This window comes from Alicyclobacillus vulcanalis (genome assembly GCF_900156755.1).
Taxonomy (GTDB): Bacteria; Bacillota; Bacilli; order Alicyclobacillales; family Alicyclobacillaceae; genus Alicyclobacillus; species Alicyclobacillus vulcanalis.
The window spans coordinates 1-24,916 of sequence record NZ_FTOO01000017.1 but is presented as its reverse complement, the minus strand read 5'-3'; the positions used below and the strand labels follow the sequence as shown (position 1 = coordinate 24,916).

The 24,916-nt window shown below is 60.0% G+C and carries 29 protein-coding genes, 5 tRNA genes, 1 pseudogene and 1 riboswitch; of the genes and pseudogenes, 26 read left to right on the top strand and 9 right to left on the bottom strand.

All coding sequences use genetic code 11. The annotated features are described in order from the left end of the window. The 8 genes and pseudogenes from BW934_RS15590 to BW934_RS14310 form a co-directional block, all read left to right on the top strand. Positions 1-154: pseudogene (locus BW934_RS15590) on the top strand (UPF0236 family transposase-like protein); the annotation flags it as partial. Between the two features lie 33 nt (positions 155-187). Then, complete coding sequence (locus BW934_RS14340; RefSeq protein ID WP_456151139.1) at positions 188-658, top strand: UPF0236 family transposase-like protein; 471 nt, start codon at positions 188-190, stop codon at positions 656-658. A 104-nt stretch (positions 659-762) separates the two neighbouring features. Beyond that, a tRNA-Ala gene (locus BW934_RS14335) sits at positions 763-837 on the top strand. Positions 838-850: 13 nt separating this feature from the next. Further along, positions 851-926: transfer RNA gene (locus tag BW934_RS14330), tRNA-Phe, on the top strand. A gap of 5 nt (positions 927-931) precedes the next feature. Continuing rightward, positions 932-1,006: transfer RNA gene (locus BW934_RS14325), tRNA-Gly, on the top strand. A 58-nt stretch (positions 1,007-1,064) separates the two neighbouring features. Further along, a tRNA-Cys gene (locus tag BW934_RS14320) sits at positions 1,065-1,138 on the top strand. Positions 1,139-1,344: 206 nt separating this feature from the next. After that, positions 1,345-1,899: an NUDIX domain-containing protein gene (locus BW934_RS14315; RefSeq protein ID WP_076349262.1), complete on the top strand. Its 555-nt coding sequence runs from the start codon at positions 1,345-1,347 to the stop codon at positions 1,897-1,899. A gap of 4 nt (positions 1,900-1,903) precedes the next feature. After that, positions 1,904-2,197: a 4a-hydroxytetrahydrobiopterin dehydratase gene (locus tag BW934_RS14310; RefSeq protein WP_076349260.1), complete on the top strand. Its 294-nt coding sequence runs from the start codon at positions 1,904-1,906 to the stop codon at positions 2,195-2,197. Positions 2,198-2,225: 28 nt separating this feature from the next. On the opposite strand, the gene BW934_RS14305 is transcribed toward BW934_RS14310, so the two are convergent. Continuing rightward, positions 2,226-2,420, bottom strand: a complete 195-nt coding sequence (locus BW934_RS14305; RefSeq protein WP_008340244.1) for a hypothetical protein — start codon at positions 2,418-2,420, stop codon at positions 2,226-2,228. A 133-nt stretch (positions 2,421-2,553) separates the two neighbouring features. Between BW934_RS14305 and BW934_RS14300 the strand changes: the two genes are divergently transcribed. The 6 genes from BW934_RS14300 to BW934_RS14275 all read left to right on the top strand — a co-directional run bounded on the left by BW934_RS14300 (position 2,554) and on the right by BW934_RS14275 (position 8,753). Continuing rightward, entirely contained in the window at positions 2,554-3,351 is a 798-nt protein-coding gene (locus BW934_RS14300; protein ID WP_076349258.1) for a sugar phosphate isomerase/epimerase family protein, read from the top strand. 74 nt (positions 3,352-3,425) lie between these two features. Then, a complete protein-coding gene (locus BW934_RS14295; RefSeq protein WP_076349256.1) occupies positions 3,426-4,343 on the top strand; it encodes an aldo/keto reductase in 918 nt (305 codons plus the stop codon). 379 nt (positions 4,344-4,722) lie between these two features. Continuing rightward, positions 4,723-6,336 carry a sodium:solute symporter family protein gene (locus BW934_RS14290; protein WP_076349254.1) on the top strand — a complete coding sequence of 538 codons (1,614 nt, stop codon included), beginning with the start codon at positions 4,723-4,725 and terminating at the stop codon, positions 6,334-6,336. 22 nt (positions 6,337-6,358) lie between these two features. Then, entirely contained in the window at positions 6,359-6,577 is a 219-nt protein-coding gene (locus tag BW934_RS14285) for a hypothetical protein (protein ID WP_076349252.1), read from the top strand. A gap of 134 nt (positions 6,578-6,711) precedes the next feature. Next, positions 6,712-7,434, top strand: a complete 723-nt coding sequence (locus BW934_RS14280; RefSeq protein WP_076349250.1) for a ThuA domain-containing protein — start codon at positions 6,712-6,714, stop codon at positions 7,432-7,434. Between the two features lie 17 nt (positions 7,435-7,451). Then, the gene (locus BW934_RS14275; RefSeq protein ID WP_076349248.1) at positions 7,452-8,753 is read left to right on the top strand and encodes an arsenic transporter; all 1,302 of its coding nucleotides are present in this window, start codon (positions 7,452-7,454) and stop codon (positions 8,751-8,753) included. On the opposite strand, the gene BW934_RS14270 is transcribed toward BW934_RS14275, so the two are convergent. Further along, complete coding sequence (locus BW934_RS14270; protein WP_076349246.1) at positions 8,745-9,689, bottom strand: aldo/keto reductase; 945 nt, start codon at positions 9,687-9,689, stop codon at positions 8,745-8,747. The two genes, BW934_RS14275 and BW934_RS14270, sit on opposite strands and share 9 nt — an antisense overlap. A 225-nt stretch (positions 9,690-9,914) precedes the next feature. Here BW934_RS14270 and BW934_RS14265 point away from each other — a divergent pair, with 225 nt between their 5' ends. After that, positions 9,915-11,021, top strand: a complete 1,107-nt coding sequence (locus tag BW934_RS14265; RefSeq protein ID WP_084182638.1) for a G1 family glutamic endopeptidase — start codon at positions 9,915-9,917, stop codon at positions 11,019-11,021. Between the two features lie 53 nt (positions 11,022-11,074). On the opposite strand, the gene BW934_RS14260 is transcribed toward BW934_RS14265, so the two are convergent. Next, on the bottom strand, positions 11,075-11,386 hold the full coding sequence (locus BW934_RS14260; RefSeq protein WP_076349242.1) for a hypothetical protein: 312 nt from the start codon (positions 11,384-11,386) through the stop codon (positions 11,075-11,077). A gap of 108 nt (positions 11,387-11,494) precedes the next feature. Then, on the bottom strand, positions 11,495-11,695 hold the full coding sequence (locus BW934_RS14255; protein WP_008340254.1) for a cold-shock protein: 201 nt from the start codon (positions 11,693-11,695) through the stop codon (positions 11,495-11,497). Between the two features lie 362 nt (positions 11,696-12,057). Here BW934_RS14255 and BW934_RS14250 point away from each other — a divergent pair, with 362 nt between their 5' ends. From BW934_RS14250 to BW934_RS14230, 5 genes are all read left to right on the top strand, one after another. Then, complete coding sequence (locus BW934_RS14250) at positions 12,058-12,273, top strand: DUF1540 domain-containing protein (RefSeq protein ID WP_076349240.1); 216 nt, start codon at positions 12,058-12,060, stop codon at positions 12,271-12,273. Between the two features lie 101 nt (positions 12,274-12,374). Then, on the top strand, positions 12,375-13,733 hold the full coding sequence (locus tag BW934_RS14245) for a GrpB family protein (RefSeq protein ID WP_076349238.1): 1,359 nt from the start codon (positions 12,375-12,377) through the stop codon (positions 13,731-13,733). 5 nt (positions 13,734-13,738) lie between these two features. Continuing rightward, positions 13,739-14,284, top strand: a complete 546-nt coding sequence (locus BW934_RS14240; RefSeq protein WP_076349236.1) for a DUF1003 domain-containing protein — start codon at positions 13,739-13,741, stop codon at positions 14,282-14,284. Between the two features lie 20 nt (positions 14,285-14,304). Then, positions 14,305-14,841, top strand: a complete 537-nt coding sequence (locus tag BW934_RS14235; RefSeq protein ID WP_076349234.1) for a hypothetical protein — start codon at positions 14,305-14,307, stop codon at positions 14,839-14,841. A 144-nt stretch (positions 14,842-14,985) separates the two neighbouring features. Beyond that, positions 14,986-15,069, top strand: a tRNA-Leu gene (locus BW934_RS14230). Between the two features lie 170 nt (positions 15,070-15,239). Here BW934_RS14230 and BW934_RS14225 read toward each other — a convergent pair. Beyond that, on the bottom strand, positions 15,240-15,932 hold the full coding sequence (locus tag BW934_RS14225; RefSeq protein ID WP_076349232.1) for a helix-turn-helix domain-containing protein: 693 nt from the start codon (positions 15,930-15,932) through the stop codon (positions 15,240-15,242). 164 nt (positions 15,933-16,096) lie between these two features. On the opposite strand from BW934_RS14225, the gene BW934_RS14220 reads away from it, so the two are divergent. The 3 genes from BW934_RS14220 (at position 16,097) to BW934_RS14210 (ending at position 19,573) form a co-directional block, all read left to right on the top strand. Continuing rightward, positions 16,097-17,422, top strand: a complete 1,326-nt coding sequence (locus BW934_RS14220) for an NRAMP family divalent metal transporter (RefSeq protein WP_084182640.1) — start codon at positions 16,097-16,099, stop codon at positions 17,420-17,422. 232 nt (positions 17,423-17,654) lie between these two features. Next, a riboswitch (M-box (ykoK) riboswitch) is annotated at positions 17,655-17,818 on the top strand. A gap of 185 nt (positions 17,819-18,003) precedes the next feature. Next, a complete protein-coding gene (locus BW934_RS14215) occupies positions 18,004-19,380 on the top strand; it encodes an NRAMP family divalent metal transporter (RefSeq protein ID WP_234969852.1) in 1,377 nt (458 codons plus the stop codon). A 13-nt stretch (positions 19,381-19,393) separates the two neighbouring features. Beyond that, complete coding sequence (locus tag BW934_RS14210; protein WP_076349230.1) at positions 19,394-19,573, top strand: hypothetical protein; 180 nt, start codon at positions 19,394-19,396, stop codon at positions 19,571-19,573. A 107-nt stretch (positions 19,574-19,680) separates the two neighbouring features. Here the strand turns inward: BW934_RS14210 and BW934_RS15375 are convergent, their stop codons facing one another. Together BW934_RS15375 and BW934_RS14205 are read right to left on the bottom strand one after the other, a co-directional pair. Beyond that, positions 19,681-19,803, bottom strand: a complete 123-nt coding sequence (locus BW934_RS15375; RefSeq protein ID WP_268758637.1) for a hypothetical protein — start codon at positions 19,801-19,803, stop codon at positions 19,681-19,683. Positions 19,804-20,259: 456 nt separating this feature from the next. Then, positions 20,260-21,420 (bottom strand): uracil-xanthine permease family protein, encoded by a 1,161-nt coding sequence (locus BW934_RS14205; RefSeq protein ID WP_084182639.1) that lies wholly within the window; start codon positions 21,418-21,420, stop codon positions 20,260-20,262. Between the two features lie 102 nt (positions 21,421-21,522). Between BW934_RS14205 and BW934_RS14200 the strand changes: the two genes are divergently transcribed. Next, on the top strand, positions 21,523-21,777 hold the full coding sequence (locus BW934_RS14200) for a hypothetical protein (RefSeq protein ID WP_076349228.1): 255 nt from the start codon (positions 21,523-21,525) through the stop codon (positions 21,775-21,777). 43 nt (positions 21,778-21,820) lie between these two features. Here BW934_RS14200 and BW934_RS14195 read toward each other — a convergent pair whose 3' ends face one another. Beyond that, on the bottom strand, positions 21,821-22,546 hold the full coding sequence (locus tag BW934_RS14195; RefSeq protein ID WP_076349226.1) for a 3-ketoacyl-ACP reductase: 726 nt from the start codon (positions 22,544-22,546) through the stop codon (positions 21,821-21,823). Positions 22,547-22,739: 193 nt separating this feature from the next. Here BW934_RS14195 and BW934_RS14190 point away from each other — a divergent pair, with 193 nt between their 5' ends. Both BW934_RS14190 and BW934_RS14185 read left to right on the top strand, forming a co-directional pair. Next, a complete protein-coding gene (locus BW934_RS14190; protein ID WP_076349224.1) occupies positions 22,740-23,153 on the top strand; it encodes a hypothetical protein in 414 nt (137 codons plus the stop codon). Positions 23,154-23,219: 66 nt separating this feature from the next. Then, a complete protein-coding gene (locus BW934_RS14185; RefSeq protein ID WP_076349222.1) occupies positions 23,220-23,663 on the top strand; it encodes an acyl-CoA thioesterase in 444 nt (147 codons plus the stop codon). Between the two features lie 76 nt (positions 23,664-23,739). On the opposite strand, the gene BW934_RS14180 is transcribed toward BW934_RS14185, so the two are convergent. Then, positions 23,740-24,486: an iron-containing redox enzyme family protein gene (locus BW934_RS14180; RefSeq protein ID WP_234969851.1), complete on the bottom strand. Its 747-nt coding sequence runs from the start codon at positions 24,484-24,486 to the stop codon at positions 23,740-23,742. Positions 24,487-24,916: the final 430 nt, after the last annotated feature.

The window sequence follows — 24,916 nt, the reverse complement described above, 5'->3', positions numbered from 1 at the left end:
CCGGAAGCTGCAGGAGGAGCGAGACAAGACGCGATGGGCGCTCATCCACCGGAAGCCTCGCACGTTGGTCACCACTGTAGGCGAGATCACGATTTGGCGGCGGTACTACCGGGATAAGCAGACGGGCGAGCGCCGCTTTCTCTTAGACGAGGCGTGGGAGGCCTTGAGCGCAGACGATGGGCCGCGTGTGGAAGCGCTGCTGACGGCCGCGGCGAAACGGAGTCAAGGGACGAAGAAGAAGGAGATCGAGCAGCTGAAAGGGTATCTGAAGAACCATTGGGACGGGATCGTGAACAGTGACGCAGCGGTAAGCCTGGGTGCGATCGAGGGACAAGTGTTTCACCACGTGGCGCGGCGAATGAAGCGGCATGGGGCGCGATGGAGCGAGCGAGGTGCGGACGCGCTTGTGCGGCTGATGGCGGCTCGCGCCAACGGGGAACCTGTGATGAAGGCAAGTGAGAAGAGGGAGCCACATCTTGCAACGCGAGGGATGGCCCAAGAGGCGGTCGTGACGGACGCGGAGATGACGCGCAAAGTCGAGGCAGCGGCGTCGTGGCTGGAAGCTCATATGCCTGCACTGTCCGGGCCGCATGCGGGCCGGCCATGGGTGAAGTACGTGCTTCGTGAGCTGGCGCGGCTTCCGCACACCATTGCGTGACGGCTTGGCGCAGTGAGGTCCCCTACGACAACCTGACAAGCACCGAACGAAATTCTTACTTGCGCGATCGCATGGGAGGCTGTATAATCAGTCTCGTGCGTTGCGGGGCCGTAGCTCAAAGGGAGAGCACTACGCTGGCAGCGTAGGGGTTGTGGGTTCGAGTCCCATCGGCTCCACCATATGGTTTACGGCGGCTCGGTAGCTCAGTCGGTAGAGCAGAGGACTGAAAATCCTCGTGTCGGCGGTTCGATTCCGTCCCGAGCCACCAGCCATGCGGAAGTAGCTCAGGGGTAGAGCATCGCCTTGCCAAGGCGAGGGCCGCGGGTTCGAATCCCGTCTTCCGCTCCAGGGCATGTGCTGCGAAACCCGGGCGGAGCGAGACTTCGTCCGGGTTGAGCAGCCTCAAGGCGCCGTAGCCAAGTGGTAAGGCAGAGGTCTGCAAAACCTTCACCGCCGGTTCGAATCCGGCCGGCGCCTCCAGACAACCAACCTTGTGCTGACGCGGTTCGCGAGCTGTTCGCGGCCGCGTCTTTCGTTTACGAACCTCGGCACCTGCAAATCGACTGCTCATCTTCGTGACTCGAACGGATTTGGCACCGCGCGCCCTCGGCGATTCAGTATGCTATAATCTTTTTCAGTGATTTTTGAATCCTTCTCGAGTATGTTCGCATGAGGAGGCAGCGCTGTTGCAGCGGCACCTATGGACCATCCTTTCGGAGCGCGTCGCGTATCAGAATCCCTGGATTCAGGTGATCGAGTATGACGTGCTCAGGCCGGATGGTCAACCCGGTCTCTATGGCGTGGTCGACGCCGGGCATTATGCTGGTGTGGTGGCGATCGACGAGCGCAACCGCGTGGCACTCCTCCACGAATTCGTGTTTCCTGTCGACCGGTTTTTGTGGCAGATTCCGAGCGGTCAGTTTCGCGGCGAACGCCCTGTTGTCGCTGCCGCGCGGGAACTTCGGGAGGAAACGGGGATTGTCGCGCAGTCCTGGACCGAATTGGGGTTGGCCTACTTAAGCGCAGGGATCTCGACGCAGGAAACTCACCTGTTTCTCGCGCGAGACTTGTCGGTAGGGGAAGCGGAGCGTGAGCCCACGGAGACCATGACCGTCTCATGGCTTCCTTTGGAGGATGCCGTCGACATGTGCCTGCGCGGCGAGATCACAGATGCCGTGAGTGTGATGGGACTGTTGAAAGCTTTTCTGTGGATGCGAGAAGAGGAGAGGGCATGGGGGTGAGCGCGTGAAGTGGTCGGAGAGCGAGATTGAACAGGGGCTCGCCGAGTTGCCGGGATGGCAAAGGGACGGGCAGTTTATCCGGAAGCGATACGGGTTTGAATCGTTCGCAGACGCCATCGCGTTTGTGAACCGCGTCGCCGAGATCGCCGAGCGTCGGAATCATCACCCGTTCATTTCCATTGACTACAAATACGTGACGCTGCGGTTCACGACGTGGCACGCGGGAGGCCTGACGGCGGAAGACTTTGAGGAGGCCAAGGAGATTGAGGCGGTCTACGCCTCGAAAGAGGCGACGTGAAAGCGCGGAGCGCCGCCACGCCGACTCTTCACTTCAGTCGCAGAATTTTCGCGCCCTGGTTCTGAGGGGCGGGAGGCTTCGGGCCGAGCGCAGCGGCCATGTCGTCCGTCACTTGCTTGAGCGCCTCATAGCAGTGCTCCATCGGAACGGACGAGTCCCACATGACGTCGCAATGGCCATCCTCGTAGACGATCACGCTGATCACGTATTGAATATCGCTCATCACGCCAAGCTCCTTTCGTTCAACGGGGTCGCAGTGGCCCGCATTCATTGTACCCTGTTGAGGCACGAAAATGAAACGTGTCCCAGGCGTCGAGCGATGGGAGGGCAAGCGCTTTCGAAGAGGAGGGGATCGCGTGCTCCTGGGTTGTTACGTGGGGCCTCGAGAGCTTCGCTTTGTGCGCGAAGCCGGGTTTGATTACGCGGAATTGAACGCAAAGATCACGAAGCCGGCCATGTCGGACGCAGAGTGGCAGGTGGTTCGCGACGAGTTGTTGCGGAACGAAGTGCCGCTGCTGGCCTACAACCGCCTGTTTCCGCCCGACATGCCTATCGTCGGCCCTGCCGTGGATATGGACCGCATCTCGTCCTATCTGTCGGTCGCCATCAGGCGCATGGCAAGTCTCGGTGGCCAGCACGTCGGATTTGGCGCCGGTGTGAACCGGCGCGTGCCTGAGGGGTTTCCGCGCGAAGAGGCCATCGAACAGTTGGCTCGCGTCGTCCGTCTCACGGGCGATCTCGCCGCGTCACATGGGATGCGAGTTCACTTCGAATTTTTCAATCGCGCTGAGACGAACCTCGTGAACACGGTCGCGGAGGCAGTGGCGTTCGTCGAGAGGGTCCACCACCCTGAAGTCGACCTCTTGGTTGATTTTTACCATCTCGTTCAAAATGGCGAGCCCGTGGAGGAACTCGTCAAGGCCCGAGGCCGCATCGGCTACGTGCACGTGGCGGATGAAAACCGCCGCTGGCCGGGGATGAGTAGCCCGTCCGTGCGGTCTTGGCTCGGCATGCTCCGTGATCTGGGGTACAACGGCCCCGTTTCCGTCGAAGCCAACTTCCAAGATCCCATCCCTGAGCTCAGACAGGCCGGCGAAGCGCTGCGGCGCCTCAGCTATTCCAGCAGCAAAGCCCGGTCTGCGCCCGGTCCATGAGCGGCGCCTTCGCGGCGCGGCTCGCGCCGGACGTGGACTCGAGGTCGCAAACAACATGAAGGAGGTCGCGCGATATGCGTACGATGACACTTGGTCCTACCCATCTCGAGGTGCCGGTCGTCGGGATCGGCTGTATGCGCATCCAGAACCTGAGCCCGGCTGAAGCCGAGCGCTACATCCAGACAGCTCTCGAACTGGGCGCAAACTTCTTCGATCACGCCGACATCTACGGCGGGGGCGAGTGCGAATCCAGGTTCGCGGATGCGCTTCACATGAACGACGATGTGCGGGAGCGCGTGCTGATTCAGTCGAAGTGCGGCATTCGCAAAGGCATGTACGACTTCTCCAAAGAGCACATCTTGGAGGCGGTCGACGGCAGCCTCAAGCGGCTGAAGACGGATTACCTCGACGTGCTCTTGTTGCACAGGCCCGATGCCCTCGTGGAACCCGAAGAGGTAGCGGAGGCGTTCGAGCGCTTGCAGACACAAGGAAAGGTGCGGTATTTCGGTGTTTCGAACCACAAGCCCATGCAAATTGAGCTTCTAAAAAAGTATGTCCGCCAACCGATTGTGGCCAATCAACTGCAGCTGAGCATCACCAACGCCACGATGATCGCGCAGGGTATGAATCTCAACATGGGGAATGAATGGGCCGTCGATCGCGACGAGAGCATTCTGGATTACTGCAGGTTGCACGATATCACCATTCAACCCTGGTCGCCGTTTCTGTATGGATTCTTCGAAGGCGTGTTTCTTGACAATCCGAAGTTTCCGGAGCTCAACCGCAAGCTGGACGAAATTGCGGCTCGCTACGGCGTGTCCAATGTAACCATCGCCATTGCTTGGCTGCTGCGTCACCCGGCGAAAATGCAGCCGATTGTCGGGACGATGAATATCGAACGGCTGCAGGCCTCTTGCAAGGCTGCCGAGATCCAGCTGACCCGGGAGGAGTGGTACGAAATCTACCTCGCCGCCGGCTACATGTTGCCCTGAAGCATCGCCTTGCGACCACAAGAGGACCGGGTGGTATACCGGTCCTCTTTCGTTTGGGTTCCGAACGATCTCTCCCATGCCGTCTTCCACGCCGGATCGCAGAGCAAACGGCGCCCTCGCGTGTCAAGGCCTTTCAAATCTCGTCATCCGAACGTCGTCGCTTGTCTTTCTTTGTCCAAATTGCTATATTCGGAGGCGGTCACGCGATGGCGACAGCGCGGTCCTCACTCCTTGCAGATGGCGACGGTTGCACATGGATGGCTTCCTCGAAGCACATACTGACCCTGTGCCTGCCAGTTGGCTGGTCGTGGACACGAGTCCATGGGAGCGACTTGAAATCGCTATCGGTGCAAAACCCATTTTATAGGAGGTGCATGGCGTGCACGCGTTATTTCATGCGAATGCCGTGGACTACATCATCATTCTCGTGTACTTTGCGTTCGTCCTCGGCGTGGGATTTGTCCTTCGCAACCGCGTACGCACGGGAGAAGACTTTTTCTTGTCCGGCCGCTCGATCCCGGCGTGGATCACGGGCCTTGCGTTTCTATCCGCCAACCTCGGCGCGCTCGAGATTCTCGGGATGACGGCGAGCGGTGCCGAATACGGCATGCTCACGACACACTTTTACTGGATCGGCGCCATTCCCGCCATGCTGTTTCTCGGGCTGTACATGATGCCGTTTTATTACGTTTCGAAGGTGCGTTCCGTTCCGGAGTTCCTGAAGCTCCGGTACAACGAGGCGACACGCGCTCTGAATGCCATCGCGTTTGCGGTCATGACCGTGCTGACCTCTGGCATCAGCCTGTACTCCATGGCGCTTATTTTTCAAATCCTGATTGGTTGGTCGTTTGACACGAGCATTCTCGTCTCGGCTTTGGTGGTCTTGGTTTATGTGGCACTGGGTGGACTGACGTCATCGATCTTCAATGAGGTCGTGCAGTTCTTTTTGATTTGGGCCGGATTGCTGCCTATCCCGCTCATCGGTCTGCACAACCTGGGCGGTTGGCAGGGCATGATGTCGCGGCTTCCCGCGGGTTTTGGGCATTTGTGGGCGAACTTGGGATCTCCCTCCCATAACCCCATGGGCATCGGCTGGCTCGGTGTTGTGCTCGGACTGGGATTTGTGCTGTCGTTTGGTTACTGGACGACGGACTTTCTCGTGGTTCAGCGCACGCTCGCCGCAAAGGACCTGCGCGCTGCCCAATTGACGCCGATTTACGCGGCGTTCTTCAAGATGATTGTTCCGATTCTCGTGATCATCCCTGGGCTCATCGCGCTGGCTATCTTCCCGAAGATCGGCCACTCGCCCAACATGAGTTACAACCTGGCGCTGCCGCTCCTCATCGCCAAGTACTATCCGCCTGGCATGCTCGGACTTGGCCTGACCGCCATGCTTGCGAGCTTCATGAGCGGAATGGCGGGGAACGTGACTGCATTCACGACGGTGTGGACGTACGACATCTATCAGGCGTACATTAAGAAGGACGCGTCCGACAAGCACTACGTGAACATGGGGCGCTGGGCGGTCGTCGTGGGCGTGATCATCAGCATCGGCACCGCGTACTTCGCCGCAGGCTTCCCGAGCGTCATGGACTACATGCAGACGCTGTTCTCGTTCTTCAACGCGCCGCTGTTTGGTACCTTCCTGCTCGGCATGTTTTGGAAGAAAGCCACGCCGTGGGGCGGTTTCTGGGGCCTGTTGGCCGGTATCGTTGGCGCGTTCGCCATGTACTTTTTCCTGCCCGCGCACATGTTCTCGAGCCCTGATGCGGGGAACTTCTGGCGCGCTTGGTGGGCGTGGGTCATCACGGTCGTGGTCACGGTGCTGGTCAGTCTCGTCACCCAGGGCAAGCGGCCCGAGGAGCTCGAGGGCTTGGTGTACGGCCTCAGCAAGCGCCCGGACTACAGCGGTTACGCGTGGTACAAGCGCCCGGGTTACTTGGCGGCCATCGTGTTTGTCATCTTGGTTGGCCTGAATATCGCGTTCTGGTGATTCATCCCGGGGAGATGATGGTATGACTCGCTTTTTGGACCTCCGGTTCATGATCGGGATTTTGTTCATCGTGTACGGCGTCGTACTCGGGGTCTACGGTGCGGTTGCCCATCCTCATACGCCGAGTTTGCACACGAACATCGACTTGTGGTGGGGCGTCGTCTGTTTGGTGTTTGGCATTGTGTTTTTGATCGCGTCGTTGACCAAGCCGAGTGAGGGAGACGCCGGGTCAGAGAGATGAAGTAAACGCGCAAAGGGCAGCAGGCACAGGCCGGCTGCCCTTTGTGTTCTTCTATGGTGTGGAAATCGATGGATTTGTCGCGGGATCGCGCTTTCGGTATCATGGGGTGGGCATGATTCGAGGGAGGGCTTCCGTTGAACAGCATTCGAGTGACGATTTGGAATGAATTTCGGCATGAACAACGTGATGAAGCGGTCCGAAGCATTTATCCGGATGGCATTCACGCGGCACTTGCGAAACCGCTCTCGAGCGCAGGCATGCAGGTTCGCTCCGCAACGCTGGATCAATCGGAACAGGGACTGCCAGCGGCTTTGTTAGACGAGACCGACGTGCTCGTCTGGTGGGGCCATGTGGCGCACGACGAAGTGGAGGATCAGACGGTCGAGCGCGTCGTCCGCCGCGTTCATGCCGGCATGGGGCTTGTGGTGCTTCATTCCGGGCATTTCTCGAAAGTGTTCAAGCGCCTGATGGGCACCTCGTGTGATTTGCGGTGGCGGGAAGAGGACGAAAAAGAGCGGCTGTTTGTGGTCGATCCCACGCATCCTATCGCGGAGGGGCTCCCGCCGTACTTTGAGCTTCCGAAGGAGGAGACGTACGGGGAGCATTTCGACATTCCCACGCCGGACGAGATCGTATTCTTGTCCTGGTTTTCCGGCGGGGACGTGTTTCGCTCGGGCGTCACATTTCGCCGGGGGCGCGGGAAAATCTTTTATTTTCGGCCAGGCCATGAGACGTACCCCACCTACCACGATGCCAACATCCAGCGAGTGTTGGTCAACGCCTGCCGATGGGCGGCGCCTGCGCTCGGGCCGGTGCCGACGTACGGTCACGCGCCGAGTCCTGAAAACGCTCGCTAAGGAGATGACAGATACAGGTGGCTTTCGTGGCGCTTGCGATTTTCGTGGCTACGCTCGTCCTCGTCGTGTGGCGCCCGTGGGGGTTGCCGGTGGGCTGGAGCGCGCTTTTCGGCGCCCTCCTGGCCCTCGCCGCGGGGGTGGTGCGTCTTCATGACGTCTGGACCGTGTGGAACATCGTCTGGGACGCGACGCTCACCTTCGTAGGGATTCTCATCGTGTCCAGCGTGCTCGACGCCTCGGGGTTTTTCGAGTGGGCTGCGCTCACCATCGCCCATCGAGCGCGCGGCAGGGGCCGGCTCGCGTTTGCGCTCATCCTGTCGCTCGGCTGCGTGGTGTCTGCATTCTTCTCGAACGATGGGGCTGCGCTCATTCTCACGCCCATCGTGCTCGAAAAAATCAAGCGCCTGCAATTTTCCACATCGCAGATGATCCCCTTCCTCCTCGCAGGCGGCTTCATTGCCGATTCCACGTCCATCCCGCTCGTCGTCAGCAACCTCGTCAACATCATCTCGGCGGATTACTATCATCTCGGCTTCATCCGTTACGCCGTTCGCATGGTCGTACCTGACCTGATTTCGTTTGCCGTGAGCCTCGGCGTGACCTACCTCTACTTCCGCCGCTCGATCCCGGCTTCCTACGACGTCAGCGCCTTGCCAAGCCCTGAGAGCGCGATTCGCGATCGGGCGATGTTTCGCTTTTCCTGGATCATGCTCGTCATCATGACCGCTGGTTACGTGGGCAGTGAGATCGCGCACATCCCCGTGTCGGCCGTGGAAGGCGCCATTGCGATCGCGTTTCTCATCGCCGGATGGCGCACGCAGACGGCCGATCCACGGCGCGTCGTGCGCGAGGCGCCGTGGTCGATCGTCGTGTTTTCCATGGGGATGTACCTCGTGGTGTACGGGCTCGAACGCGCGCACCTCACCCATTGGCTCACGAGCCTTCTCGTCGCCACATCGCACCGTCAGCTGTTTTGGGGCGTGATCGCCATGGGAGTGCTCGCGGCGTGCCTGTCCTGCGTCATGAACAACCTTCCGAGCGTCATGATAGGCCTGCTCGCCATCCAACACACCGGGTTGCCCGTGTCGGACCAGGTGGCGCTCGCGCTCGCCAACGTCGTCGGTTGCGATCTCGGCCCAAAGATGACGCCCATCGGGTCGCTCGCCACCCTGCTCTGGCTCCACGTGCTGGAATCGCGCGGCGTGCGAATCACTGTGTCCGCGTTCACCAAGGCAGGTCTTGCGTTCACGTGGCCCACGCTCCTGTCGGTCCTCGCGAGCATGTACGGATGGCTGTGGCTGGTGCGGCACTTATCGTGAGCTCGGTGCGGCGCCGTCAATCTGGACGAGCGCCCGACGGCTCAGGTCGTCCAGCTCGCGCAGGTCGTCTTCGCCAAGCGCGAGTTCCACGGCACGCACGTTTTCCTCAAGGTGTTTGATGTTCTGCGTCCCCACGATGGCGCTCGTGATTCCCGGCTGGTGGAGGATCCATGCGATCGCGACTTCGGCCGGCGTGACATCGTAGCGATTCGCCAGCCGTCGGAGGCCCTCGACAAGCGGCGTGGCGGCTTCCAGGTGCTCCGGCTTAAACAAGCGGCGCCCTTGGCGGAAGTCGTTCGGCACGATCACCGTACCGTCCCGATGGTGCGCTCCGGTCAAGATGCCTTTCGCGACGGACGAGTACGTCAGGACGCCGATCCCGCGTTCGCGGCAATAGGGGAGCACCTCGCTCTCAATGCTGCGCTCCAGGAGGCTGTATTCCGGTTGGATGCAGTCCACCCGTGTCACGGCTTCCGCCTCCTCAAGGAGCTGCCGGGAGAAGTTTGACACCGCCACGCTCCGAATGACGCGCTGGTCCCGCAGTTCGGCCAGCGTGGCCATCGTCTCGGTCAGGGGAATCTCCGCGTTAGGCCAGTGCACGTAGTAGATGTCGATATAATCGGTGCGCAGCCGCCTCAGGCTCTGTTCGACCGATCGCAGGATGTCGTCTCGGCGAAGGTGGTTGGGTGACACCTTGGTCGCGATCACGCACTCGCTGCGCACGCCTTCGAGCGCCATGCCAACGATTTCCTCGGAATGCCCCTGTCCGTAACCTTCGGCCGTGTCAAACGACTGAATTCCAAGTTCAAAGGCCCGCTGCAGGGCACGGATGTTGATCTCGTCATCTTGCTTCTCCCACTGACCGCCCCCCAGCTCCCAGCAGCCAAAGGTGATTTCGGAAACGCGTATGCCGTTGGACAAGTTGCGGTATCTCACTGTGTTTTTCCCTCCTGAAGATCGGCAAGATCGGCTTTCAACAAACGTTTTCAACAAAAACGGTTTGAATCCTTCACGTTGTATGGGATAACGTTCGATCTTCGACGCCCCGAGGACAGCCACCCGCGGCTCTCGGTTCTAGCATTTTTCAAGGTTGATGGCTTAGACTGAAGGCGACAGTGATCGAAGGAACGATCATGCGAGGTTCGGGGGAGCTGAACGACGATGAGGGCAAACAAACGCACATCTCGGCGAGGGCGCTCCGGGCGCTGGATGGCGGCCCTCGTGCTGGCGGGCGGCCTGGGCGCCCTCGCGGCGCACGTCCATGCGGTCGGCAAGGTCGCAAGCGCTGCACGTCCGGTATTCATGACGGCGGAAGCCGCCGTGCCGGCCGGTACCCAGACGTCGGCCAACTGGGGAGGGTACATCGATCTGCCAGCCGGATCGCAGTTGTACACAAGCGTGACGGGCAGCTGGACGGTCCCGACCATCACCGGGCGCAATGGCGCCATGGCCGCGCAGTGGATCGGTCTGGGAGGCGTCGAAACGCAGGATCTTCTGCAGATCGGCACGCTGGAGCAGGTGGTCAATGGGCAAACCCAGGTTCAGGTGTTTTGGGAGAAACTACCTGCCGCCGCGAACACGGTGATGACCGTGCCGGTCGGCTCCAAGATTTCCGCATCGATCCAGCAAAGCAGTGCGTCGACGTGGACGTTGAGCCTTCAGGCGATCACGCCGTCCGGCCAAACGCTATCCAAGACCGTCTCCGTGAACGTCTCCAGCACGTACGCGGCGAATATCGGCACGTCGGCCGAGTGGATCAGCGAAGATCCTTCGACGGTCCGCGGCGGCCTGTATCCGCTCGCGAATTCGGGCGTTGTGCAATTTTCCAATGCGACGGTGAACGGTCAGCCGCTGGATGCCACGGGCAACCAAGTGCAGCCGGTGGCGATGCAGGACGAGTACGGAAATTGGGTCATTGTCCCCTCGGCCGTCGGTTCCGACGGGGAATCGTTCTCCACCACCACGTACACGGCCGCGCCATCGTGGCCGGGATCGAGCGCAGGTTGGACGTCGTCGACGGGGTCATCCGGAGGATCGTCGGGCGCATGGCCGGGGATATCTGGATTCCCCTTTCCGTCAGGACAGGGTTCCGGGCAAGGCGCGAGCAGTGGATGGTCGAACCACACGTGGAGCTATACCCTTCCCATTCCGGGCGGGGGCTCCGGGTGGACCGAAGTGGTGGGTTGGCCCGGAACGCGGCACTGGACGTTCAACATCCCGTTGGGCGGCGGATCGACGGTGGAAGTTCAGTTTTCTTGGGGTTGGTAACCGAAACGGGCGGCCACGTGGCCGCCCGTTTTCCTGTCACATGCGCTCGGTCGTCATGATGTTTTCTCCCGCATGTCGAAAAACACTGCGATGGTGGCTGCAATGAAGAACACGATACCGGGAGGGATGTACGACCACTTCGCAAAGATGAATCCCCCAATACCGCACGCGTACAGGAGCACCCCCGAAGTTTTCGGGTGGCGGCGCGCAAAAAAGGAGATGACGATGCCTAACGCGGAGATGACGATGGCGGCGTACGCGTCCAGATTCGCGGTTGGCGTGTAACCCTGCTGAGACACCACGTCCAGCAACGTCTCCAGGACGCCGATCATGCCGGCCACAATGCCGAGCAACATGGTGATCATCGGCCTATTCTCCTCACTGCGTACCCGATGTGGGCAAGTCGGCTGTGCGATAGCTAAATGATGACATAAAAAAAGCCCATGTCGCAACATGGGCTCGGAGCGTCGTTATTAATATTTCACGACATTCGCTGCTTGCGGCCCCTTCGGACCTTCAACGATGTCGAACGTCACGCGTTGCCCTTCGTCCAGCGTCTTAAAGCCATGGCCCTGAATGGCGCTGTAGTGAACGAACACGTCGTCACCGTTCTCCACCTGAATGAAACCGTAACCCTTTTCCGAATTGAACCACTTGACCGTACCTTCGTACATCCGAAATTCCTCCATGGTGCTTACCAGAAGCACTTGCTTTAGATTCCGAACTCCGGTGCGTTGACGCTGAACGAAAAAGCCAGACGCCCGACCCGTTGAGGCCGAACGACCGGCTTCAAAGATCCAGACTTCCATCGTATGGAGTTCGGTGTTGATGTCATTATACACCCTCGTTGAGGGATGTCAAGCTTTTCGGAACGGCAAATTCGCGCGGGCTTCATCCCATCGGCCATCTGTTTCGCGCGCGACATGGCGCAAGATGCAGAACCGCAGATGGATGGCTGCTCTGTCAATCACTGCGCGGATGAGGCGAGGGGCTTTGACGTCAGACTAATCGACAAGCTCGTAAGGAGGGATCGCATATGAAGGTGGACGTCAACTGCACGGTATCCAACTGCCTGTTCTGGCACGAGGGCAACGAATGCGCCGCGCCGTCCATCATGGTGTCGGCTGGCCGGCGTGGAACTCATTCGTTCCGCGAAGAGTTCGGCCGTGATTTTGCCGTCGAGGACCGCGTTGAACAGGCGCGTTCGTCCGCTGAGACCTGCTGCGAGACGTTCAAACCGAAGCAACGTTGATCGCCGTGAGGCGACAGGCAGGGGAATCGTCCTGTATAATTGAGGTGTAGAGTCTGGATGAACCTCCCTCGCACTCGCGGGGGAGGGTGGAGGATGACGGGTTGACGCGCCTGTATGAGCTTTGCGAACGTCTGGTCGTGGAGATGCGTGTGTGGCAGTTGGTCTATGCATTCGTCTTTGCGGCGTTTGCGACGTTCGCCAATTTGTTTGACGGCGGCCGCGTGCTGTGGATCGCAGAGGTCTACCTGGGGCTCAGTGCGCTGAGCTTGATCATTTTGCTCCCTGGTCTGCGGCGCGCTTTGTTTCGCACCTGGGATCCGCTTCGGTCCCGCCTTCTCTTGCGGCGTCCTCTCGCGCGCGTCGCCACACGCTTGTATCTGTACATCATGACGCCGATGGCTTTTCTGGGCTGCTTGGAGCTGACGGCAGACGCAGCGAGCACGGCGCTTCAGTTTAACCAAAGTAACGTGGCGTCCCATGTCAGCTGGGTGGATTATGCAGTGAGCGTCGTCGCCGGGCTTGAAGAGATGTGGCGCTGGAGCTGCGTGATCGCAGTCATCGCTTTGTGCCGCGCTGTGCTTAGGCGATATTGGGACGCGATGGCTGTCCGTGTCGCGGTGATGGCGGTCGCTGTGGCGGTCAGCGCGCTCGCGTTTGGAAGTGGTCACATCTTGGAATTTAGCCACGAGCGGCTGCAAGCATGGTATATGTTTAGCTGCTTGGGCCTTATTCTGGCAGCCATGGCCATTCTCACGGGGCGCATCCTGCTGGTGATGACTGTGCATGTGCTGTACGACGCCTGGGTCACGTGGCTCTCCACACAGCCCTCCACCGTTGCGAATCTCCTCACGCTTGCTGCGCTGGCTGTGTTTCTCTTGTGGCTCGGCGTAGCCCTCCTGCGGCGTCAATTCGGGTTCCGCGCGCCTCGGCCGGTCGGCGTGCCGGTGAAGTTGACGGAGGCGAACACGCGCCATCTTCTCGCGTTCGAGCGTGAACGCGATCAACTCTCGCGCGTGTTTCATCGCCGCGTGTATTGTTCCATTCGGCACATTGGATCCACCACGATTCAAGGTGCGGTTGGCGACGACGCGGTCGACATCCTGGTCCTGTTGCGGCGCCCTGTGTTGCATCAGGATGAATGGAATGAACTGGAACGCTGTGGCTATCGGTTTTGCGGCAACGCAGGTGTCAAAGGAAGACTCGTTTGGATTCGAGAACCCGAAGACACGTGGCCTGCGGTTCATGTACATATCGCAAAATCGGGAAATCGGTATAGCCGCGCCGCGCTTGCGCGGACGCAGTTCCTCCAGGTCGAGACGGAAGCCCTGCGCGACTGGGAGGCGCAGAAGGAAACATGGGTCCATGCCTTCCACCGACGGACGGTAGGAATGTATATCGAAGGCAAGCGCACATTCTACGCGAGTTGGGGACGTCATTGGATCACGCGTCGCTGGAGGTGAGGTGAATGGCCAAGCGTTACTACTATGTGTATCGCGATGACGATGACAACGCAGACCTCGAAGGATTTGACATCCCCATCAACGAGGGCGATGCGAGGCGGATTTCGCGCCTCGTGAACATGTACGAGGAAAACATCCTGTCCATGCTGGATGAGGAGTATCAGCGAAAGACGAAGTGGTCCGATAAACTGGCGGATCGCATGGCTTCGTTCGGCGGAAGCTGGACGTTCATCATCATTTTTGCGGCGATGCTCGTGTCCTGGATGGTTTGGAATGCGATCCCGTCCACGCGGCGATTTCACTTCGATCCGCCGCCGTTCATTCTCTTGAACTTGTGTCTGTCGTTTCTCGCCGCGTTCCAAGCACCGATCATCATGATGAGCCAAAACCGGCAAGCTGCGCGGGACAAGCACGAGGCCATCATCGATTTCGCCATCAACTACAAAGCCGAGCAGGAAATTGACGACATGCAAAGCCACCTGCACCGCATCGAGGGAAAACTCCTTCAGCTCGAGCATCCCATAGAGAATACAAAACGAGAAAACACTTAGGCCCAAAGGGCGGGATGGGCATGGGGGTTTCTGAGGAGCGCCAGGGATTTGATGCGGCGGTGTGGGATTTGCTCATGGCCTTGGAACCTTTGCTCGAGCGCCGCCGCTCTGCAGAAGCGACCATGCAGGACCTTCAGATGGTTTGGGAGCGGCTGTCTCCCCTATCGAATTCTGTGCGTGAGACGAACCAGGCGGTCTCGAGTGCGTCCCGTGTGTTGCGGAAGATGGCCGTCACGATAAGTGTGGAGATCAGCCGTCATCAAATTGACGAGGAGTCTCTGCGTGCCGTCGCCCGGGAACTTTGGGCTTGGTCGGATCGCCTGGCGGAGGCGGCGCGCTCCATGAGCCTCATGCTGTCGAAAATGCAACAAGCCGTGCTTCAATTGGAGGACGAGCTTCGTGTGCTGCGAGAGCAGAGCGAATACGAGCTCCAGGCCGCTGAAGAGCTGTCGATTTGCGCGGAACGCGTACAGACACTTCTGAGTCGACGAGAAGGTTCGAACTGGGTTCTGCGGCGTGAGAGCACCTCCGTGTCTCAACCTGGCGGGCAAGGTTGACGGGACATCGCGCTGGGTGGATTCGAGGTGCGCGTTTCGGGTGACGTCGTTCAGCATCATGGAAAGCCGCGGGACAAGCCGTGGTGGAGGAAAGGTCTTGCGCATTTCGCGCAATCGCCGGATAATGGAGATGCTTGTGGGCGAGTCGGGATGGCGGAACAGGCAGACGCAGCAGACTTAAAATCTGCTGGGGGTATCCCCGTGCGGGTTCGAGTCCCGCTCCCGGCATTCCTGACGTGGCGCGGGATTCCGCGCCTTTTTGGATCTGCGGATGCTTCGCAACGGCACGTGTCGCGTGGCCTCTTCTTTCAAACTTCTTTCACCTGGGTACGTCATCATGGTTTCCTGGCCGTTGTTGGTTGACGGCCCATCGTCCTCACGAACGTCTGGTTCCTCCCTCAGAACTCACCGTGTTGTGCCTCATCTTGCGCCTCGCGTCGGCTTCGGTTCCTCCGCGCGCGGGAAAGGCGCTCCTGCACAATCTGAATGGCAATGGCGTCGTCCAAGTATCCGGCAGGAAATAAATAGTCAGGGATGGCGTCGGTGGCGAGCAGAAAGTACAAGATTCCACTGGCGAGAATTCGGCGTTCGGACGCGGGCGTCGCAGGGTGGGTCAAGCGTTCGTACATGTCGTCGAGATCGCGCAAAAAACCTCCGACGCCCTGAATTTGGCCTCGTTTGGCGTGGTATTTTTCCGCAATGAGCTGTCGTCCTTCGTCCGTCTCCGCGTACGCCTCGTATTTGTCCAACTCTTTCTCGATGTCCAGGCGCAAATCCTCAAGATGCTCGAGTCCAAGGTAACGTAGCAGTGCGTCGAGCTCCGTTTCGTGGGACGCCATATCGCCGCGAGGAGGGCGACGAGAAGTTCCGGGCCCTTGCATCCACGGCACGCCCGCGGCCTCTGCCAGGGTCTGAGGAGGTACGCCCAGGGCGTCGGCCATCCGGCGCAGATAGTCGAGATTCACTCGTTGTTTTCCGGAAATCATCTTGGAGATGGTGCTCACGCTGATTCCTGTGGCCATCGCCAATTGGCGCATGGACATGGATTTCTGTTGAAGGAGCGTTTTCACCGTTTCTTCGAGCGGTCCCATCCGTCTTCACCTTCATCCACAACGGCATGGTGGGAGCGTTTCGAGTGTTTCCGCATTCGCAACAAATCGCATCACGCAGTGTTTCCCCTGTGCATAGGATACGTCGGCAGGCATCGCTATGGACCACGACGAGCATTGAGCAGCAGGGGGTAACCGACGTGGAGATGAGCTCGGCAACTTCGCGAACCGAGTCGCGATCGAATGCGACATCGAAGCTTCAACAGGTCACAGCGGCTTCGTCAAAAAGCAAAGGGATGCGCAGGTATCTCTTCATGTTCTGGGCGCTTTTAGGCCCGGGATTTCTCGCGGCCTTGGCCGACAACGATGCCGGTGGCGTGATTTCCTACACGGCGACGGGAGCCCAATTCGGCATTGGCCTGTTTGTGCCGCTCGTGCTTTGTCTCGCGGTGTTGACGTTCACCGTTCAGGAGATGAGCATGCGCCTCAGCGCCGTCACCCAAGAGGGTTTCTCCCGACTGGCTCACCGGCGATACGGACGGTTTTGGGGCATTTACCATGTGGCCACGTTGGCGTTCGAAAACCTGTTGACGTTGGTCACCGAGTTTATCGGCATGTCGGCCGGCCTTGGCATGCTCGGCATTCCCATGTGGTTGTCCGATCTGCTTTGCCTGGGATTCGTGATCTCGTTTGTGGTCTTTACCGGCTATTTCACGAAAGAACGGATTGCACTCCTCATTGGTGCGCTGAACGTCGTGTTCTTTATCGTGGCAGGTATGACCCACCCGAGCTTCGCGGCCCTCACCCGAGCTTTCACAACCTGGCCGGTACCTCCGTCCATGCATGCAGACGTCATATGGTACGTCATCGCCACCGTGGGGAATGCCATTGCACCCTGGATGATTTTCTTCCAAGGGAGCGGCGCCATCGACAAAGGCGTCAGCGCGCGCGAACTCAAGTTGGGCCGGATCGACACGGCATTCGGATGCTTGATGCAAGTCATTGTGGCTGCCGCCATCATCGTGTGCGGGGCGGCGCTTTACGGCCATGTCCAAGATGTGAGCAACCTCGGACCCAGCGACCTGATTCGCGGGTTTAACCATACCGTGGGTCACCTGGGTGCGGCGTTGTTTGGCATCGGGCTCTTTGACGCTGGGTTTTTGGCGGCGATCACGGTCTCACTGTCGTCCTCCTGGAGCATCGCGGAGCTCCTGGGCTGGTCCAAGAGTCTCAATGACAGCGTACGGGAAGCTCCAAAATTCTATGCCATTTATGCTGGGAGCCTGGTGGTTGCGGCCATCGTCATTCTGATTCCGCACCTGCCGCTGAACTTCATCTCCATCGTCACCCAGGTCATCGGGGGTGTGCTCATGACCCCACTCCTCGTGTTCCTGGTTCTCATGACGAGCGACAAGAAGCTGATGGGCAGCTATAGAACACCGCTGTGGGGCTGCTTGTGGGGTTGGGCGATGGTGGTTCTGCTGATTGCCCTGACCGTGGCGACCTTGGTGCAGACCGTACTGGGCCTTTAAAAAGCGCACCGTCTGAAGGGCACGGTCTAGACCGAGGGCAAGTGATGGCCGCGGGCGATACGAGAAGCCATGCAACGCGAGTGAACATGATTTGTCGAGAACGCTTTCTTGTCTACGAATCATCTTGACAGCCTCACGGATGAGTGTTACAAAGACATAGGAATTGAGTTCGGGTACACAGGCACACGCCTGTATCCCGTTTCGAGTCAGTCGCATATCTTACGTCGGAACGACGGTTCCTCGTTAGGCGAGGCTACTATACGAACACAAGCCACTGCCCGGAAACGTGGAGACACGCCAATGGGTAGAACAGGTATGGCCGGCTTAAGGCTTTACCTAACGTGGCTGGGGTTGCCCTACGTCGTATAGTGCCAAAGCTCAACCAGGGGGATGCTTGTTGGGTTGCGTACCCATGCCCCCTGGCGATGCCAGGGGGCTTTTCCGTGGTATGCGCGAGTTCCTCTTGGAGGGGGTGATGGGCATGGACAGTCCGGCCAGTAGTCGCTCGATATACGAACGGCTCTGTCATGGGTTCCTGCACATGAAGCTGCGGCAAAACTTTATTCGGGCGAGGGTGTTCTGTGCCCATCGCCCATCCAGGGGTGATCGAGATGGCTCGCCATGCAAACGTCTATGCCAAGGATCTGCATGAACTGGAGCGCGAACTCCGCGCAAAAGATATGGCCCGCGTTGCCCGCCTGTACAACAAGCGCGGGCTTTGGGCCAGGCTCCGCCTGCTCCTCGTGCTCATCGGACCGGGCGTCTTGACGATGATCGCGGACAACGACGCCGGCGGCGTCATCACGTATGCGCAGACCGGCGCCACCTACGGCATTGGGTTTTTTATTCCGTCGCTCATCATTGCAGGCTTCATCGCGTACGTCGTGCAGGAGATGACGGTTCGGCTGGGCGCCGTGACGCGCAGAGGCCATGCGGAGATGATTTGGGGCAGGTACGGTGCGTTTTGGGGTTGGTTCTCGCTGATCGATCTCGTCGTGGCGAATGTGCTCACGTTGGTGACGGAGTTCATCGGCATCAAAATCGGCATGGGCGTGTTCGGCGTTCCCGGATGGTTGAGTGAGTCCATCGCGCTGGCCATCGACGTGTTTGCACTGCTCGTGCTGCGTTATTACACCTGGGAGCGCATCGCCCTATGGATCGCGGCGGGGAACCTGGTCTTCATTCCGCTCATGTTCATGGCGAAGCCGCATTGGTCGGCGGTCGCGGATGCGTTCGCCAACTGGAATGTGCCCGGTGGGTTCACGGCTTCGTTCTTGTTCATCGTGTTGGCGAACTTCGGGACGACCATCGCGCCGTGGATGCTCTTCTTCCAGCAGTCCTCTGTGGTGGATAAGGGCCTGACGGAGCGCGACATTCGCCATGGCCAGCTGGACACCGCGCTCGGAACGCTGGCCATGATTGTGGTGGCCTGTGCCATCATCGTGCTGACGGGCACGGTGATGCATGGGACGCACGGCATGAACCTGGACATCACCAACATCCTGAACTTGCTCGGGGCGAAGATCGGACCGCTCGGCGAGCGCCTGTTCGCGCTCGGACTCGTGGAAGCCGGGCTCATTGCGGCCATCGCGCTGACGGCGAGCACGTCGTGGGCGATGGGTGAAGCCTTCCACTGGCCGAAGAGCATCAACATGCCCGCACGCTTGGCCTGGAAGTTCTATGTTCCGGGAATTGCGAGCGCCGTGATCGCGGCAGGCATTGTCTTGATTCCGCATGCGCCGCTTGGCTTCCTGAACATGATTGTGCAAGTGATCGCGTCGATTTTCATGCCGGCGGCCCTGATGTTCCTCATGCTGTTGTTGAACGACCGCGAGGTCATGGGCGATCACGTCAACCGCACGTGGCAGAACGTCTCTGGCTTCGCCATCATTGGGCTGTTGGTCGTGCTGAACGGCCTGTATGGGTTGACCGTCATTTTCCCGAACCTGTTCGGATGAGGAGGGTGTGGCCATGAAGAGGAAGAATGCCGTTGTTGTCGATTTGACGTCGGGTGCCCCGATTGCGCCTTCCGAGCCGTTGCCGCGCGCCAAGGTCAGGGGCTGGGTCAAGGCGGTGTTCTGGGGCCTGCGCATCTACATCGCCATCATGTTGGTCTTGGTGGTCATTGGCCTCGCCAAGGGGAGCTTCTGATGATGTCACGCAGCCCTCGCCGATAAGGGAGTGGAGGTTGCATGCAACCGCACAGTGAATAGGCCTGTTTCCCACGCACAGTGACGGGGAAGCAGGCCTTTTGCGCTTCACAGATGCGTATGGGGAACGCGTTCATCCCGGCCCTGGTTGCGGTGCGCTGCGCCGCGCAATACGGCGGAGCGCGTCGCGAGCAGAGCACCGACCGCGGCAGCACCTAAAATCCACTTCATGACTTGCACCTCCTCGGATGGGCCAAGTCCTCGCACATTTTCCCTGGCGACACGATGTTTCCTTGAGGAAAATCTTTTGTTCCAGGTTATGCGGCGGCTCCATCGCCGGTGACGGATGAGGTGCTGCTATCGCGCGCCGCGCACCATCGCGGGCGCAAGGGGGTGGATTTCGAGGGTTCTTCAAGCTCCGGATGGTAACGTAGGAACTGCGGAACCCCCCTGAAACCCCCTGAATGGTCCTTGAGCCACCGCTCGGCGGTGGCTCTCTTTTTTCCAGTCCATGGTTGCGGCGGACTTCCGCCGGAATGCGCGCTTGTCCTATACGGACTCGTCACGTCACAAAATTTCAATGGACTTTCAAGCGAAAATGCGTATGCTACATATTGAACCCTTCCATTCCCCCTGGGTTTCATTGTGGCCGCCGTGGCATACGGCGGTTTTTTCTTTTGCCCGCCATTACGCCTGCGTGCGGTCTGGCAGCAGCCAGTAGATGAGAAGCCCCGCCACCGTCGCGATCGCAATGCCATTCTGCGGTGCCCCGATGCCTAGGATGAAAATCACGGCGACCACGATCAGGTTCTTGGTGTTCGTCAAATCGACCTTGGCCTCGATCATGTGCCGGATGCCCATCGCCGCGATCATCCCGTACAACAGAATGCCGACGCCTCCCACCACGGCTGCCGGCACAGACTCAATCACGGTGCTCACCTTTCCGACCAGGCCGAGAAGGATGGCGATCACGGCTGCACCTTGAATGATGCGGCTTGAGTAGTTGCGCGTCATCGCCAGGACGCCCAGGTTCTCGGCGTACGTCGTCTCCGCCGGCCCCCCGAGCAGTGCGGACAAGAGCGTCGCGAGGCCGTTGCCGAAGAGGATGGACCCAAATCCGGGGTCGCGCGTCACATCGCGCTCGATGATCTCGTTCAGCACGAACATGTGACCGAGATCCTCCACCATCGTCACCAGCGCAATCGGCGCCATGCTGGCGATCGCCGCGAGGCTCCAGACCGGCGCGTGAAGGGTGGGCAGCTCAATCCAGCTGGACGAGGCGGCTTGTCCCACGTGCACCAAGCCACGGGCGAGTGCGTACAGGTAGCCGATGACAATGCCGGCGAGGATGGGGATGATGCGCAGGGCGCGCGGACCCGCGATGGCGCAGGCGACGGCAGCCGCCAGCGTGACGATGGCGACGTCCCAGTGCGTCGAGGCGTCAACCGTCACGGCGGTGGTGGCCAGGGACAGGCCGATGATCGAGACCACGGGGCCGACAACCACGGACGGAATGGCGCGTCGGACGCGATCGAACCCGACCAGGCGGACGAGGAGAGCGAAGGCGAAATAGACGATGGAGACGCTCAGGAGTCCAGCCACGGCTTGACCGGGCGCGTGATGCTTGCTGACAAAGAGCGCGAGCGGTGCGATAAAGGCGAATGACGATCCCAAATAGGCGGGCACTTTGCCACGCGTGACCAGGTGGAAGACCAGCGTGCCGAGCCCGCTTGCCACGAGTGTCGCGCCGGGATTCAAGCCGGTGAGGAGCGGCACCAAGACGGTGGCTCCAAACATGGCGAACACGTGCTGCAGGGACAGCGGCAGTTTGCGCAGAGCGTCGGTCAATCGGATAACCTCCAGTGCGATCACGGCTTCAATTCGCATGCATCGGACATTCCGTGGAAAGTATAACCACGATCGCGCGAAAACTCAAAGGAGTGGTGGGGCATGCGTTGGCGCGTTTTGGGGTTGATGCTGCTCGCGGCCGCTCTTTGCACGGGGTGTGACACGGTCAGCGAGCACGGAGGCAACTTCATCGGCGAGAGCAGCAACCAGTCCGTGAACGGGACGACCCCCGGCGCGGGGGCGAACCGGACCGATCTCGGCAACCGCGCCCTTGGCCGACCGAGCGGTGACACGGCGAACGCGTTCGGCGGCAGCGAACACGAACCGACGAGCCAGGCCGAATCGGCGAACGACTGAAGCCCCGCCCAAGGCCGGAAAGTCGCTGGGCGGGGCGGGTGGGTCACTGCGGGTTTGTCATGATGAGCGTGGCGGACTTCAGCAGCACGCGATTGGGCAACCGCAGAGCGTCCACCACGAGTTCCGCGACGTCCTCCGGCTGCATCTGATGATCCTCGTCGCCGAGCTTCAGTCCTACGTTGCGCGCGAGGTCGGTGTTCACCGTGCTCGGCAACAGCGCCATCACGCGAATGTTGTGCTTTCTGACCTCGTACATCAGCGACTCCGTAAACCCGAGCAGGCCAAACTTCGAAGCTGAATAGGCGGACGTGGTGGCGGATCCCTTCTCGCCCGCCGTCGAGCTGATGTTCACGATGTGGCCCCGGTTGCGTTCCACCATGTGGGGCAGGACCGCGCGCGTCGCGTAGTACGTGCCGAGCAAATTCACGCGCACGATGCGCTCCCATTCCTCCACAGGCATGTCCAGCACCGTGCCGAAACTGGCGGTCCCTGCGTTGTTGACGAGCACGTCGATCGCGCCGAGATTTTGGGTCAGCTGTGCAATGGCTGCCTCAATGGAGGCTCGGTCCGCGATGTCCGCGGCCCGGGTGAACACCGAGACCCCATGCTCGCGGCGAATGGCCTCCGCGACCTGGTGGAGGTCGCTCTCCGTTCGCGCGATGAGCCCCAGATTCACGCCTTCCTTTGCCAGGTGTTCAGCAATCGCTTTGCCAATGCCTTTCCCGGCGCCAGTGACGATGGCGTTCCATCCCTTGAGCGACTGTGTCATGTCTGACTCCCTCCTCTGTGATTCTCTGCCGCACCTCATTATAGAAGACACGTAAGCGCCTTTCAAAAACCAGCCGCTCATGCAGCCACGCGCACGACGCTCTGCCTTCTTCTCGACCACGTGATCTTTGTCCACGCCGACACCCTTTTCGCGCATGTGACATACACGAGAACATGCTGAGGAGGGAAGCACGATGAACCTATGGAACACCTTGGTTCAATTGGCGCAGACGAAGCGGCTGAGTACGCTCATTGTCGGGCTTTTGGCGTCGGCCAAGCTCATCACGGATGCCCTAGGCCTTCCGTTCATCACCGATCCGCAGATCAACGCCATCGCCAACGCCGTCGCGTCCATCATCACCGTCATTGCCATTTTTCTGCCGCACACCAAGGCGCCGGCCGCGATCGCGTCTCAAGCGCCTGCCGGCGATTTGTCCCATTCCAGCGCAGGCACGCCGGGGGCCGGCACGCCCAACGGGAGCGGCTCATCCGCGCCATCCGTTGCCTCGTCTGTGGACGGCACGGCGAACACCTTGGGCGCACTCCAGTCCCAGGGTCAGTCTCCGCAGCAGGCGTCGGATGGATACGCCAGGCCGCCCGGCGCGTGACATGCAGGCGTGTCGGCGCGTCTGGTACAATCGATGGGCATGGATCGAGGCCAGGAGGAATGGGAAATGCCAGAGCGCGTCGTCACGCCGTTGGAAGTCCGCTGGGGAGAGTGCGATCCCGCCGGGATCGTGTACCATCCGTCGTACATTGACTGGTTTTCTATCGCCCGGATGCACTTTCTGAAGGAGAACGGCATTCAGTACATGTCTGACTTTCACGATCGCGGCGTCACGGTCGTGGTGACCGACGTCGCCTGTCACTACCGCAGGGCGCTGCGCGCGGAAGACCTCGCGCATGTGTGCGCAGCGCTTGTGGAGATGAGCCGGACTCGGCTCGCCTTCCGCTACGACGTCACGGACGCGGCGGGCGAGCTCTGCGCGCGCGGAGAGACGCGTCACGCCTTCGTGGATCGGAATACGCTGCGGCCGGTCAACCTGGAGAAATTTGCTCCGGCGTTGTGGGCGAGGTTAAAGCAGCTTCCCATCGTGGGTGACGGCGAAAACCGCTGACCCTCTCAGGGGCATGGCGGGCGCGGGGGCCACACCAAGGCTCCGCGCCCGCTTTACGCGTTTGGAGGCCATCGTGTCAGCGCTTTTGAGGCGAGCGAAGAGCGATCATTTCCTCGTGAAGTTCGTCGTACATCCTGGCTTCCGAGAGGGCGATGTAGCGCCCCGCTTCATACATCGCGGCGAGATCGCGCGAAGAGGTGTAGGTCACGAGGATCTGCTTGCAGAGCTGGTAGTGGCGCGGCTCGTGCTCGTCTGCATGGACCTTCCAAAACAAGGTCTGAATGGGGCCGCTTCGCTGGTAGCGCGGATGACGGAATCCTTCGCCGATCCGCGCCATGACCTGCCCTGCAAAGAGCTCGGACCCGAGACCGACGGCAGCCATGGCCTGGAGGGGCGTGGCCTCGCGAAAGAACTGAATGAACGTGTCAATGGCGGTTTGCACCGCTTTCGACATGGGGACATTGGGGATCCCGTGTTCGTCCAGTTGGGCGTCAGGCACGACCGTGCGAAGAAACGTCAGATACAGCTTCTCATGCGCTCGGCCCGGCTGGCCGCGACCCGCCTCGTCCCAAAGGTTGTCTGCCAAAGGCACCCACCACGAGTCGATGGGCGGCATGGCGGCAATGGCGGCGCCCAACACTCGGGGAAAGTTGCGGCTGTAGTAGCCGTACTGCAGCGCGAAGTGGCGAATCTGTGCGTCTTCGTATCCGCCGCTCGTCAGCGTCTGGAGAAAACGTCCCTCGAAAAAGTGTTGCTGGACAAGGTCCATCATCGCTCGTTCAACGTCGGCGTAAGAAGCAAAATTCAGGTGCGGTGGCGTCACAAAGCATCCTCCTTCTCAGAGTCTGAAGTCCGCCGATGGCGCACGTCGCCAGGTTCGCCTTCAGCCTGGCCGCACGCGCACTCACCGGTGCGCTTGGACTGCGTCGATAGCATACGAGAATCCGTTGAGGGAAATCAATGCCGTGAATACCGCGAGCGCGGAAAGTTTCCGTAGGGTTTGCCTTTGGGAACATTCTGCGAGACGAAGGAGAAGAGACCGCCCTGAACGAACAAACAGGCGGGCCGCGTGTCGGCGCAGCCAAGGCGTGAGGTCTCGTGTTGAGGATTTGACGAGTTCTCGGAACCGCGACACACATCATCCTTTGGCCGGAATCGGAGCGTATAAAGTTTGAGTAGGGTTTGCTTCTGGGAGGATTCTCCGAGGCAAAAGAGAAGAGACCTCACTGAGACAAGAAAAAGCCCGCGTTGCA

Bases quoted from the DNA above. Each gene is read 5' to 3' on its own strand.
- BW934_RS14305 (WP_008340244.1), bottom strand. From the start codon at position 2,420: ATGAGCGATATTCAATACGTGATCAGCGTGATCGTCTACGAGGATGGC.
- BW934_RS14295 (WP_076349256.1), top strand. From the start codon at position 3,426: ATGCGTACGATGACACTTGGTCCTACCCATCTCGAGGTGCCGGTCGTC.
- BW934_RS14285 (WP_076349252.1), top strand. From the start codon at position 6,359: ATGACTCGCTTTTTGGACCTCCGGTTCATGATCGGGATTTTGTTCATC.
- BW934_RS14265 (WP_084182638.1), top strand. From the start codon at position 9,915: ATGAGGGCAAACAAACGCACATCTCGGCGAGGGCGCTCCGGGCGCTGG.
- BW934_RS14260 (WP_076349242.1), bottom strand. From the start codon at position 11,386: ATGATCACCATGTTGCTCGGCATTGTGGCCGGCATGATCGGCGTCCTG.
- BW934_RS14255 (WP_008340254.1), bottom strand. From the start codon at position 11,695: ATGTACGAAGGTACGGTCAAGTGGTTCAATTCGGAAAAGGGTTACGGT.
- BW934_RS14250 (WP_076349240.1), top strand. From the start codon at position 12,058: ATGAAGGTGGACGTCAACTGCACGGTATCCAACTGCCTGTTCTGGCAC.
- BW934_RS14240 (WP_076349236.1), top strand. From the start codon at position 13,739: ATGGCCAAGCGTTACTACTATGTGTATCGCGATGACGATGACAACGCA.
- BW934_RS14235 (WP_076349234.1), top strand. From the start codon at position 14,305: ATGGGGGTTTCTGAGGAGCGCCAGGGATTTGATGCGGCGGTGTGGGAT.
- BW934_RS14225 (WP_076349232.1), bottom strand. From the start codon at position 15,932: ATGGGACCGCTCGAAGAAACGGTGAAAACGCTCCTTCAACAGAAATCC.
- BW934_RS14220 (WP_084182640.1), top strand. From the start codon at position 16,097: ATGAGCTCGGCAACTTCGCGAACCGAGTCGCGATCGAATGCGACATCG.
- BW934_RS14210 (WP_076349230.1), top strand. From the start codon at position 19,394: ATGAAGAGGAAGAATGCCGTTGTTGTCGATTTGACGTCGGGTGCCCCG.
- BW934_RS15375 (WP_268758637.1), bottom strand. From the start codon at position 19,803: ATGAAGTGGATTTTAGGTGCTGCCGCGGTCGGTGCTCTGCTCGCGACG.
- BW934_RS14200 (WP_076349228.1), top strand. From the start codon at position 21,523: ATGCGTTGGCGCGTTTTGGGGTTGATGCTGCTCGCGGCCGCTCTTTGC.
- BW934_RS14195 (WP_076349226.1), bottom strand. From the start codon at position 22,546: ATGACACAGTCGCTCAAGGGATGGAACGCCATCGTCACTGGCGCCGGG.
- BW934_RS14190 (WP_076349224.1), top strand. From the start codon at position 22,740: ATGAACCTATGGAACACCTTGGTTCAATTGGCGCAGACGAAGCGGCTG.
- BW934_RS14185 (WP_076349222.1), top strand. From the start codon at position 23,220: ATGCCAGAGCGCGTCGTCACGCCGTTGGAAGTCCGCTGGGGAGAGTGC.